12 protein-coding genes and 1 pseudogene are annotated in these 10,749 nt (G+C 69.0%); 4 read left to right on the forward strand and 9 right to left on the reverse strand.

From position 1 onward, the window contains the following. The first annotated feature begins 139 nt into the window (after positions 1–139). Positions 140–544 (forward strand): winged helix-turn-helix transcriptional regulator, encoded by a 405-nt coding sequence (locus ACTWQO_RS25610; protein ID WP_443239716.1) that lies wholly within the window; start codon positions 140–142, stop codon positions 542–544. Positions 545–597: 53 nt separating this feature from the next. On the opposite strand, the pseudogene ACTWQO_RS25615 reads toward ACTWQO_RS25610, so the two are convergent. The 3 genes and pseudogenes from ACTWQO_RS25615 to ACTWQO_RS25625 all read right to left on the reverse strand — a co-directional run. Beyond that, positions 598–854: pseudogene (locus tag ACTWQO_RS25615) on the reverse strand (IS701 family transposase); the annotation flags it as partial. Between the two features lie 291 nt (positions 855–1,145). Then, positions 1,146–1,901, reverse strand: a complete 756-nt coding sequence (locus tag ACTWQO_RS25620) for an SIS domain-containing protein (RefSeq protein WP_443239699.1) — start codon at positions 1,899–1,901, stop codon at positions 1,146–1,148. A 146-nt stretch (positions 1,902–2,047) separates the two neighbouring features. Beyond that, a complete protein-coding gene (locus ACTWQO_RS25625) occupies positions 2,048–2,425 on the reverse strand; it encodes a VOC family protein (RefSeq protein WP_443239700.1) in 378 nt (125 codons plus the stop codon). Between the two features lie 71 nt (positions 2,426–2,496). On the opposite strand from ACTWQO_RS25625, the gene ACTWQO_RS25630 reads away from it, so the two are divergent. Further along, on the forward strand, positions 2,497–2,691 hold the full coding sequence (locus ACTWQO_RS25630) for a hypothetical protein (protein WP_443239701.1): 195 nt from the start codon (positions 2,497–2,499) through the stop codon (positions 2,689–2,691). Between the two features lie 124 nt (positions 2,692–2,815). Next, positions 2,816–3,349: an HNH endonuclease gene (locus ACTWQO_RS25635; protein ID WP_443239702.1), complete on the forward strand. Its 534-nt coding sequence runs from the start codon at positions 2,816–2,818 to the stop codon at positions 3,347–3,349. A 496-nt stretch (positions 3,350–3,845) separates the two neighbouring features. On the opposite strand, the gene ACTWQO_RS25640 is transcribed toward ACTWQO_RS25635, so the two are convergent. Then, positions 3,846–4,946 carry a citrate synthase 2 gene (locus ACTWQO_RS25640; protein ID WP_443239703.1) on the reverse strand — a complete coding sequence of 367 codons (1,101 nt, stop codon included), beginning with the start codon at positions 4,944–4,946 and terminating at the stop codon, positions 3,846–3,848. A gap of 339 nt (positions 4,947–5,285) precedes the next feature. Here ACTWQO_RS25640 and pdxH point away from each other — a divergent pair, with 339 nt between their 5' ends. After that, positions 5,286–5,963, forward strand: coding sequence for a pyridoxamine 5'-phosphate oxidase (gene pdxH, locus ACTWQO_RS25645; RefSeq protein ID WP_362940281.1), 678 nt, complete (start codon positions 5,286–5,288; stop codon positions 5,961–5,963). Here pdxH and ACTWQO_RS25650 read toward each other — a convergent pair. The 5 genes from ACTWQO_RS25650 to ACTWQO_RS25670 all read right to left on the reverse strand — a co-directional run. Beyond that, positions 5,953–6,558 carry a TetR/AcrR family transcriptional regulator gene (locus tag ACTWQO_RS25650; protein ID WP_443239704.1) on the reverse strand — a complete coding sequence of 202 codons (606 nt, stop codon included), beginning with the start codon at positions 6,556–6,558 and terminating at the stop codon, positions 5,953–5,955. The two genes, pdxH and ACTWQO_RS25650, sit on opposite strands and share 11 nt — an antisense overlap. Beyond that, the gene (locus ACTWQO_RS25655) at positions 6,546–7,280 is read right to left on the reverse strand and encodes an enoyl-CoA hydratase family protein (protein ID WP_443239705.1); all 735 of its coding nucleotides are present in this window, start codon (positions 7,278–7,280) and stop codon (positions 6,546–6,548) included. The genes ACTWQO_RS25650 and ACTWQO_RS25655 overlap by 13 nt, the downstream gene beginning before the upstream one ends. Further along, positions 7,277–8,845, reverse strand: a complete 1,569-nt coding sequence (locus ACTWQO_RS25660; RefSeq protein ID WP_443239706.1) for a 4-coumarate--CoA ligase family protein — start codon at positions 8,843–8,845, stop codon at positions 7,277–7,279. Before ACTWQO_RS25660 ends, ACTWQO_RS25655 begins: the two co-directional genes overlap by 4 nt. Positions 8,846–8,862: 17 nt before the next feature. Further along, a complete protein-coding gene (locus ACTWQO_RS25665; protein ID WP_443239707.1) occupies positions 8,863–9,996 on the reverse strand; it encodes an acyl-CoA dehydrogenase family protein in 1,134 nt (377 codons plus the stop codon). Between the two features lie 55 nt (positions 9,997–10,051). Then, a partial coding sequence (locus ACTWQO_RS25670; protein WP_443239708.1) for a biotin/lipoyl-containing protein occupies positions 10,052–10,749 on the reverse strand: 698 nt, incomplete at its 5' end.

Here is a 10,749-nt window from a genome sequence, read left to right on the forward strand (position 1 = left end):
CAACCCACTGCTCGATTTGGTTTCTCCAGACGAGAAGGGACCGCGGATATCCTCGTACGGTTCCTGCAAGAACTGCGCTCAACTATGCTGTAGTTGGTTCGTCCCGAGGTCAATAAGGCACATTTGCGTGCCCGGTTTCATGGAGGTAACCGTGAGCGCTCGTCATACCCCTGCTCATACGGATGTGTGCGACGTCCGTGAGGTTCTGGACGTGATGGCCGATAAGTGGTCCCTCTACGTCGTGTCCAACCTGAGCGACGGGCCCCGTCGCTTCAACGAACTCAAACGCGCTGTCCACGGTGTCAGTCAGCGCATGCTGACCCTTACCCTGCGGCGCCTCGAACGTGACGGCATCCTCACCCGCACCGTCCACGAGGTCATGCCACCCCATGTCACCTACCAGCTCACCCCGCTCGGCACCGGCCTGCTACACGCCGCCACCCCCCTCATCACATGGAGCACCGGCCACCTCTCCGAGATAGCGGCTGCCCGCGCAGGCCACGACCGAAGTCAAGGTCTCGACGCGCAGACAACTGGCGCTTGAGGCCCGTGAGGCGGGTGATCAGACGTCGGATCTCGACGAGGCTGAGGTGGTGTCGCCGGACAGTAGGCGAAGTAGGAGGAGATCACCTCGGGCCGGCTGACGTTGCGGGGCGATCACCCAGTGCCGACGGTCCTCGCGGTGCCAGGACCTCACCTCGACGCGGGCCCCGTCAAAGATCCCCCGGCCATGAGGATCCGTCACCGCACGAGCGGCGTTTCCGCTTCTGCCGTGGCAGGCCGGGAAGCAGGTCGTGGACGGGGTGATCGATGGACCAGCAGGTGACGACCGCGTCGTGCCGGGTGGTGGCCATGGAGCAATCAGTCCCCGCATGTGAGCCAGCGCCGACTGACGCGGCTCCTCCCGGCTGGACCGGTGCACGAACCGCTCATGCAGAGCACCCAGTTCACCCGCCCACAGCCTGACACCAGCAAGGCCCCACCCATAACCACACCACCGACCGAGCCGGCCACCAGTCACGGCAAGCACCGTTGCGGTACCAGGGGCGGCAGCAGCGCCATCAGGGGCGCGGGGAACTGAACTGCGCGACCAGCAACGCCCCGCAGACGACAGACAGCCACCCGCGGCTCTTCCCACGCCACGCCTAACGGCGATAGAAGATCCGGTCCCCGTACTCCTCCATCACCCGCTCGTTCCAGTCAAGGCCCCCGTCGACGTTGCCGGAGCGCAGCAGTGGAGGCTCGATGCCGCGGGCGGCCAGCGCGGCGGCCGTTTCGGCCAGCACCGCCTGGAGCAGGGCCGATGTGACGACCGTGGAGGCCGGGGCGAAGGGCGCCGGGACGGTGTCGAGGGTGAGTTCCGCGTCACCGACGGCGATCTTCGAGTCGAGGACGATGTCGCAGTGGTCCTTCAGATACGTCCCCGAGGAGTGCCGGGACTTCGTCTCCGACGCGTACGCCACCGAGGTCACGCCGATCACCTTCACACCCAGGGCACGGGCGCTCATGGCCATCTCCACGGGCAGCGCGTTGCGGCCGGACAACGAGATGATCACCAGGGCGTCGCCCTCGCGAACCGGAGACGTGTCGAGCACGGCGCTCGCGAGACCGTCGACCCGTTCCAGGGCAGAGCCGAGGGTGGCCGGGACGACATCGACACCTACGACCCCAGGAACGGCCAGCAGATTCATCAGCGCCAGACCACCCGCGCGGTAGACGACATCCTGCGCGGCCAGCGAGGAGTGCCCGGCGCCGAAGGCGAACAGCCGGCCACCGGCGACGACGGTGTCCGCGAGGAGCGACCCGGCCGCCGTGATCGTCTCGCCCTCCTCGTCCCGCACGCGTTGCAGCAGCCCGATCGCGGCATCGAAGAACTGACCGGACGGCTGGCTGTCGCTCATGCGGGGTCCCTTCGGGGGCGGTATGGCGGCGTGCGGCGGCGATGTGTTGCGGATCACGGTGCGGTCTGGACCAGTGCGGTGTCAATACGGCCGTCGCTGTGTGGCGTTGCCTGTTGTGCTGGCCTGCGCTGCGGCTGGCCCGGTCTTCAGTGACGGACCAGGCAGAACGGATGCCCAGCCGGATCGGCATAGATGCGCCAGCTCCGCCCGCCCGCACCGTCGTCCAAGACCGTCGCCCCGCAGGCCAGCACCTGCTCCCCGGCTCGGTCCAGGTCCGCGACACCGAAGTCGAGATGGAACTGCTGGGGCCGGGCAGGGTCGGGCCACACCGGCGGCAGGAAGTCCGCCACCCGTTGAAAGGCAAGGACAAGTCCGGACGGTGTGTGCAGTGTCGCCCAGCCGTCGCCGAGCGCCCACCGATTGTCCTGCTGATTGACGGTCCCACCGAGCAGGGAGCGGTAGAACGCGGCGAGTTTCCCAGGGTCAGAGCAGTCCAGCACCACGCACTGCAGGTCGGCGATCATGGGCGGATCCTAGCTAGGCCGATTCGTTTGGATCGCTCCCGCCGGCAGAGGTAATCGTTGACGATATCCACGTGGCTAACCGCATCAGCACTCTGATCTCGGCCTTCGGCGTCCTTGCCAGCATGGTGCTGCTCGTGGGTGCCGTTCACGAGTACCGCTCTGGCGCATCGGCCCTCTGGATCGCGGCTGGAGCCGTGATCTTCCTCAGCGCCTTGTACTCGCTACTACGCGACGTGCGGCGGCTCCGCACAGAGCAGACGACCTGACGAGCGGCGCCGGTCCCGACCGTGCCCTCTGGGTCGTTTGTCTGGGTGCGTTGTCCGCTACCTCCTGTACCTCCTGACCGGCGGCCGCCCGAGGGCGCTTCCGTGCGATGCCAGGCGGTCCACAGTGGCTGATACCAACCCGGGCGCGATCGACGCCACCGGTGTACCCCTGAACATCGACCATCTCAGACCCCGCAGCCGAGGAGGATCAAGTCGTATCTCCAACCCCGTCCTCGCCTGCGTCCCCTGCAACCAGTCCAAGGGCAACACACCCGTCGAGGTCTTCCTCGCCCACCGGCCCGAGCGCCTCGCGAAGATCCTCAAGCAGGTCAAGACACCGCTCCATGACGCCGCCACCATGAACTCGACCCGATGGCAACTAACGGAGGCACTCGGCACCCTCAACAGGCCCGTGCACGCGTGGTCGGGCGGGCGCACCAAGTGGAACCGCAGCGCCATGGGCCTGGAGAAAACACACACCCTCGACGCGGTGTGTGTCGGCCGCCTGGAGCACGAGAGCGGCGACGCAATCGTCCGTTTCCCACAGCAGGTCCTCGTCGCCAAGGCCACGGGGCGGGGCTCCTACGCCCGTACCACCCCGGACCGCTACGGATTCCCCCGCTTGCGGCGAGCCCGGTCAAAGCAGCACTTCGGATAAGTCACCGGAGATCTCGTAAGGGCCAATGTGCCGGCCGGCAAGTGGGCGGGCTCTTGGACCGGACGCATCTCCGTCCGCGCCAGAGGCCAGCACAGTCTCGCCACGCCGAGAGGACGCATCAACGTCTCCCACCGGAACCTGCGGCTCCTTCAGCGCGGCGACGGATACGGATACAGCGTCCGCCTCGAACAAGCAGAGTCAAGTTCCCGAAAAACCGGTTGATCGGTCCCCGGCCGCTTCCTAGGGTGGGGCTCATCGCTGAAAGGAGGTGATCCGGTACATGTATGAATCCCGGACGTGCGAGGTGGCTGCGGGCTAGCGGCCCGCCACCACACCCAGTGCGGTGCCGGACCAGCGTGTGCGCGAAACACGCAGCCGGCCAATCCAACGCAGTCACCCGACCCGCGAGCTCGCCGGTACGTCCGGCCGGCTTCTCCGCCGTCAGGCGGAGGGACCAGAGCTCGCGGGTCGTCTGCGCTCCCCGGGGAGGGGGGCGTCAGTGCGCGATGTCGCCGTAGCCCTCGATCTCGCGCGGGTTCCGGGAACCGGGGCCGACGTAGCGGGCGGAGGGGCGGACCAGGCGGCCCGTGCGCTTCTGTTCCAGGATGTGGGCGGACCAGCCGGCCGTGCGGGCGCAGGTGAACATGGATGTGAACATGTGGGCCGGGACCTCGGCGAAGTCGAGGACGATGGCGGCCCAGAATTCGACGTTGGTGGCGAGGACGCGGTCCGGGCGGCGGCTGTGCAGCTCCGCCAGGGCCGCCTTCTCCAGGGCTTCGGCGACCTCGAAGCGGGGGGCGCCGAGTTCGCGGGCGGTGCGGCGGAGGACTCGTGCGCGGGGGTCTTCGGCGCGGTAGACGCGGTGGCCGAAGCCCATGAGGCGTTCGCCCTTGTCGAGGGCCTGACGTACGTAGGCGTCGGCATTCCCGGTGCGCTCGATCTCCTCGATCATGCCGAGGACGCGCGAGGGGGCGCCGCCGTGCAGGGGGCCGGACATGGCTCCTACGGCGCCGGAGAGGGCGGCGGCCACGTCGGCTCCGGTGGAGGCGATGACGCGGGCGGTGAAGGTGGACGCGTTCATGCCGTGTTCGGCTGCCGATGTCCAGTAGGCGTCGACCGCCGCCACGTGCTTGGGGTCGGGTTCGCCGCGCCAGCGGATCATGAAGCGTTCGGTGATGGAGTTGGCCTTGTCGATCTCGCGCTGCGGGACCATGGGCCGACCCTGGCCGCGGGCGGACTGGGCGACGTAGGACAGGGCCATGACGGCGGCGCGGGCGAGGTCCTCGCGGGCCTGGGCGGAGTCGATGTCGAGCAGTGGTTTCAGGCCCCAGACGGGGGCGAGCATGGCGAGTGCCGACTGGACGTCGACGCGGATGTCGCCGGAGTGCACGGGGATCGGGAACGGTTCGGCGGGCGGCAGGCCGGGGTTGAAGGCGCCGTCGACGAGCAGGCCCCAGACGTTGCCGAACGAGACGTGGCCGACCAGGTCCTCGATGTCGACGCCCCGGTACCGGAGTGCGCCGCCCTCCTTATCCGGTTCGGCGATCTCCGTCTCGAACGCGACGACTCCCTCGAGTCCGGGTACGAAGTCGGACATCAGGCGGCTCCTCGTGATGTGTGCGACAGGTGATGTGTGTGGTGTGGCTTGTGGGGGTGGTGTTGCGGCAGTTCTTTGGTGGGTCGGGCTGCTGCCGTGTTTTTCGTTGGTCGTGGTGGTGTTCCGCCCGGTGGATCCGCGGTCGGTGCGCTGCGGAGACTCGCGGTCCTGGGCGTCATCCCTGTGATGCCCCGTGCGGCCGGCGGTCACCCCAACCGGAAGGGCATCTGAACGATATCTCCGAGTGTCACCCTTGGGGAGGGTTCGCGGCACTCAGTGCCACTCAGTGATGAAGGACACCGTGGCGAACGGCGCGTGCGGATACGGCAAGATGACCGCGTGAACGATCGTGACGCTGTGTCCGCCGTCCCCCTTGATCCCGCGTTGATGCGCAAGCAGTACCGGGCCGAGGGTCTGGCCGAGTCCGATCTGGCCGGCACGCCGGTGGAGCAGTTCGCGCGCTGGTTCAGGCAGGCCGCGACGCAGGCCCACCTCTTCGAGCCGAACGCGATGGTCGTTTCGACGGCGGACGGTGAGGGGCGGCCCAGTTCTCGTACGGTGCTGTTGAAGCAGTTCGACGAGCAGGGTTTTGTCTTCTACACCAATTACGACTCCCGCAAGGGCCGTGATCTGTCCGAGAACCCGTATGTGTCGCTGCTGTTCCCGTGGCATCCGATGGCCCGGCAGGTGATCGTGTCGGGGGTGGCGCGGCGTACCGGCCGTGATGAGACCGCCGCCTATTTCCGTACCCGGCCGCATGGTTCGCAGCTCGGGGCGTGGGCGAGCGCCCAGTCCTCGGTGATCGCCACACGTGCCGATCTCGACGCCTCGTACGCCGAGTTGGCGGCCCGCTATCCGGAGGGCGAGCAGGTGCCGGTGCCGCCGCACTGGGGTGGTTTCCGGGTGGCTCCGCAGTCGGTGGAGTTCTGGCAGGGGCGCGAGAACCGGCTGCATGACCGGCTGCGGTATGTGGCGGAGCCGGACGGGAGCTGGCGGGTGGAGCGGCTCAGTCCGTGAGCATCTCGTCCAGCAGTACGGCCCACTGCGCCACCACGCGTTCCCGGCGCGGGCGGTCGTCGGTGAGCAGGTTGGCAAGGCCCAGGCCGCGCGCCATGTCCAGCAGACCCTGAACCGTCTCCCGTACGCCGGCCCGGGACTCGTCCGCGCCGAGCAGTTCGACCGCGATGCGGTGGGTCTCGCGGCCGACGCGGGCCTCCAGTTCGGTGACCCGCGGGCGGAGCTGCTCCTCGTTGGAGGCGGCGACCCAGAGGTGGAGGGCTGCGCGGAACAGGGGGCCCGTGTAGAGGTCGACCAGGGCCGACACCGCCGTACGCCGGTCGACCGTCGTGTCCTGCGGGAACAGTGCTCGCAGGGCGCCGGACCGTTCCTCTGCGACGTATTCGACGGCTGCCGTGAAGAGGTCCTCGCGGGTCGGGAAGTGGTGCTGGGCGGCGCCGCGGGAGACGCCGGCGCGTTCGGCGACGACGGAGACGGTGGAGCCTGCCCAGCCGTGTTCGGCGAGGCAGGCCACGGCGGCTTCGAGGAGCCGTTGCCGGGTGGCCCGGCTGCGGTCCTGTTTGGGTCCACGGTCGACCGTGCTCACAGCACCCATGGCGGTTCCCGTCGTTCTAGGAAGGCCGTCATGCCCTCGCGGGCGTCGGCAGAGGCGAACAGCCGGGCCGAGAGCGCGGTGAGGTCGGCCGCGTCCCGGTCGAAGGCTTCCAGCACCCTAGCTGTGAGCAGCTGTTTCGTCTCGGCCAGGGCCTGTGGGGAGGCGCGGCGCAGTCCGTCGAGGACGGGTTCCAGTACGGCGTCGGCGTCGCCGCCCGAAGCGGTCAGCAGGCCGATTCGAGCTGCCTCGGCGGCGTCGAAGCGTTCGCCGGTGAGGTAGTAGCGGGCCAGGGCGCGGGGGTCGGTGCGGGGCAGCAGCGGGAGGGTGATGACTGCGGGGGCTACGCCGATCCGTACCTCGGTGAAGGCGAAGGTCGCCTCGTTCGACGCGGCGGCGATGTCGCAGGCGCCGAGCAGTCCGAGGCCGCCCGCGCGGACGTGGCCGGTGACGCGGGCGACGACGGGCTTCGGCAGTTCGACGATCTGCCGGAGCAGGCCGACGAGTGCGGCCGGGGGTGGTGGGTCGCGCAGGTCGGCGCCCGCGCTGAAGGTGTTGCCGGTGTGGGTGAGGACGACCGCGCGGATGTCGCCGTCCTTGCCGCAGTCGGTGAGCGCGTCCGCGAGCTCGCCGACGAGGGCCGCCGACAGGGCGTTGCGGTTGTGCGGGGAGTCGAGGCTGAGCGTTTCGATGCCACGCGCGCGCGTACGGCTGATCAACGTCACGTGCGCTCCCTGAGTTCCCGGCGCAGGATCTTGCCGGAGGCGGCGCGCGGTACGCCGTCGATGAAGGTGACCTGCCGGACGCGCTTGTAGGGGGCGACGCGTTCGGCGACGTACATCATGACCTCTCCTTCGGAGAGGTCGGTGGCGGTGGGCTGGCGGACCACGTAGGCGTGCGGGACTTCGTTGCCCTCGTCGTTGTGGGCGCCGATGACGGCGGCGTCGGCGATGCCGGGGTGGGTGAGGAGGAGGGCTTCCAGTTCGGCGGGGGCCACTTGGAAGCCCTTGTACTTGATGAGTTCCTTGACGCGGTCGACGACGAACAGCCAGCCGTCGGCGTCGACATGGCCGACGTCTCCGGTGTGCAGCCAGCCGTCGGTGTCGATCATCGCGGCGGTGTCGTCGGGGCGGCCCAGGTAGCCCTTCATGATCTGGGGTCCGCGGATGAGGATCTCGCCGGATTCGCCGACGCCGACGTCCTTGTCGGGGTCGTCGAGGGAGACGATGCGCATCTCGGTGCCGGCGATGAGTTTGCCGACGGTGCCGGGGGGCGCGTCGTGCATGGCGTTCAGGGGGACGACGTGGGTGCCGGGCGACAGTTCCGTCATGCCGTACGCCTGGCCGACCGGCGGCAGGTTCAGGCGCCGGGAGCAGGCCGCGGCGAGGCGGGCGTCGAGCGGGGCGGCGGCGCTGACGAGGTACTTCAGGGACGACAGGTCGTACTCGGCGACGAGTGGGTGTTTGGCGAGGGCGAGGACGATCGGTGGGGCGACGTACAGGCCGGTGATGCGGTGGTTCTGGATGGCGGCGAGGAAGGTTTCCAGGTCGAAGCGGGGCAGGACGACGACGGTGGCGCCCAGGCGCAGGGGCGCGTTCATCAGCGCGGTGAGCCCGTAGATGTGGAAGAAGGGCAGGACGGCGAGGATGCGGTCGCCGGGGCCCGCGCTCATGAGGGGTTCGAGTTGGGCGAGGTTGGTGGCGATCTGACGGTGCGTGAGCATCACGCCTTTGGGCATGCCGGTGGTGCCCGAGGAGTACGGGAGGGCCGCGACGTCCGCCACGGGGTCGATGTCGATCTGTGGTTCGGGAGCGGTCGAGGCGAGCATGTCGATGAGGGAGCGGTGTCCTGGCGCGCTGTCGCAGACGAAGATCTCCTCGACACCGCCCGCGAGTTCGGCGGCCCTGCGGGCGGTCTCCAGCAGTGGGGAGACGGTGATGATCCAGCGGGCCGCCGAGTCGCGCAGCTGCTTCGCGAACTCCTCGGCGGTGGACAGCGGGTGCACGGTCGTGACGGATGCCCCCGCACGCGTGGCGGCGTAGAACGCGGTCGGGAAGGCGACGGTGTTCGGGCTGTGCAGGGCGAGCACGTCGCCCTTGCGGACGCCCGCCTCGGCCAGCGCGGCGGCGACGCGCCGGTGGAACTGGTCCACCTGCGCGTATGTGAGGGTCATGCCGTTGGTGCCGTCGATCAGCGCGGGCGTGTCACCGAACTCGGCGGCTCGGCCCAGCACGGCTTCGTGGATGGGGAGTTCGACGGGCGGGACGTCTGCGTACTCGCTGCGGAACATCGTTCCTCCAAGACGGCCTAGTACGACTTGGGCAGGCCCAGGGTCTGGTGGGAGACGTAGTTGAGAATCATCTCCCGGCTCACTGGGGCAATACGAGACACGCGGGCGGCCGTTATCAGCGAGGCGAGGCCGAATTCCCGGGTGAGGCCGTTTCCGCCGAGGGTGTGCACGGCCTGGTCGACGGCTTTCACGCATGCCTCTCCGGCCGCGTACTTGGCCATGTTGGCGGCTTCGCCCGCGCCGGTGTCGTCTCCGGCGTCGTACAGGTGGGCCGCCTTCTGCATCATCAGGCGGGCGAGTTCGAGTTCGATGTGCGACTGGGCGAGGGGGTGCGCGATCGCCTGGTGGGCGCCGATGGGGGCCTTCCAGACGGTGCGTTCGCGCGCGTAGGTGACTGCTTGGGCGAGGGCGTAGCGGCCCATGCCGATCGCGAAGGCGGCCGTCATGATGCGTTCGGGGTTGAGGCCGGCGAAGAGCTGGAGAAGGCCCGCGTCCTCGTCGCCGACCAGGGCGTCGGCGGGGAGTCGTACGTCGTCGAGGGTCAGCTCGAACTGCTTCTCGGCGGCGTTGAGTTCCATGTCGATCTGCCGTCGCTCGAAGCCTTCGGCGTCTCTCGGGGCGATGAACAGGCAGGGTTTGAGGTTGCCGGTGCGGGCGTCTTCGGTGCGGCCGACGATGAGGGTCGCCTCGGCGATGTCCACGCCGGAGATGAAGACCTTGCGGCCGGTGAGCAGCCAGTCCGCGCCGTCGCGGCGGGCGGTGGTGGTGATGCGGTGGCTGTTGGAGCCGGCGTCGGGTTCGGTGATGCCGAAGGCCATCGTGCGCGTGCCGTTCGCCAGTGCGGGGAGCCACTCGCGTTTTTGGGCCTCGGTGCCGAAGCGGGCGATGACCGTGCCGCAGATGGCCGGGGAGACGATCATCATGAGGAGGGGGCAGCCGGCGGCACCGAGTTCTTCGAGCACGATGGAGAGTTCGACGATGCCGCCTCCCCCGCCTCCGTATTCCTCGGGGAGGTTGACGCCCAGGTAGCCGAGTTTGCCTGCCTCGGACCAGAGGTCTTCTCGGGTGTAGGTGCGGCCGTGGCGCTTGCCGAGGGCGGCCACTGCGGCTCGTAGAGCCTGGTGTTCTTCGGATTCGAGAGTGGGGAGCATGGGGCTCCTTCCGGGTGCAGGTGGTATGTGGCTGGTCGCGCAGTTCCCCGCGCCCCTAAGGGGCGCTTTCCACCACCGCCAGCAATTGGCCGACCGTTACCTGTTGTCCAGGTACTACGTCCAAGGCGCTCAGCGTTCCTGTCGCCGACGCGGACACGCGGTGTTCCATCTTCATCGCCTCCAGCCACAGCAGGGGCTCTCCGGCCCGTACAGCCGCTCCTACGGCCACCCCCTCCGCGATCCGCACCACCGTGCCCGGCATCGGTGCGAGCAGGGATCCCGGTGCGTGCTGGGTCGTCGGGTCGGGGAAGCGGGGTAGGGCCTTGAGGGCGGTGGTGTTGACGAAGATCTCGTCGCCGTATCGCGCCACATCGAACTTGCGCTGTACGCCGTCCATTTCGAGTACGACCAGACGCGCGTCGGCGTGGACGACCCGTACGCCGTCCGCCTCCAGGCCTGCCCGGGTGTGCCGGTAGTGGACCTCGTGTTCCTCGCCCGCCATGTCGTAGCGCTTGGTGTGGGGCTGGGAGGGGACGTTGCGGAAGCCGCCGAAGCGGGAGCAGGTGGGGGAGTGAGCGTCGGCGAGGGCTGCGGCGAGGGGGGCGTGGGAGTCGGGGGTGGGGGCGGTGAGTTCGGGGAGGTGGCGGTCGTAGAAGCCGGTGTCCATGCGGGCGGTGGTGAACTCCTTGTGCCGCAGGGAGCGGACGAGGAGGTCGCGGTTGGTGGGTGGGCCGTGGACGGCGGCGCGTTCGA

It is taken from the genome of Streptomyces sp. 4N124 (assembly GCF_052245395.1).
Taxonomy (GTDB): domain Bacteria; phylum Actinomycetota; class Actinomycetes; order Streptomycetales; family Streptomycetaceae; genus Streptomyces.

What these genes read in the sequence shown, in the direction of transcription:
- ACTWQO_RS25610 (WP_443239716.1), top strand. Translation starts at nt 140, where the DNA reads ATGGAGGTAACCGTGAGCGCTCGTCATACCCCTGCTCATACGGATGTG.
- ACTWQO_RS25620 (WP_443239699.1), bottom strand. Translation starts at nt 1,901, where the DNA reads ATGAGCGACAGCCAGCCGTCCGGTCAGTTCTTCGATGCCGCGATCGGG.
- ACTWQO_RS25625 (WP_443239700.1), bottom strand. Translation starts at nt 2,425, where the DNA reads ATGATCGCCGACCTGCAGTGCGTGGTGCTGGACTGCTCTGACCCTGGG.
- ACTWQO_RS25640 (WP_443239703.1), bottom strand. Translation starts at nt 4,946, where the DNA reads ATGTCCGACTTCGTACCCGGACTCGAGGGAGTCGTCGCGTTCGAGACG.
- ACTWQO_RS25650 (WP_443239704.1), bottom strand. Translation starts at nt 6,558, where the DNA reads ATGGGTGCTGTGAGCACGGTCGACCGTGGACCCAAACAGGACCGCAGC.
- ACTWQO_RS25660 (WP_443239706.1), bottom strand. Translation starts at nt 8,845, where the DNA reads ATGTTCCGCAGCGAGTACGCAGACGTCCCGCCCGTCGAACTCCCCATC.
- ACTWQO_RS25665 (WP_443239707.1), bottom strand. Translation starts at nt 9,996, where the DNA reads ATGCTCCCCACTCTCGAATCCGAAGAACACCAGGCTCTACGAGCCGCA.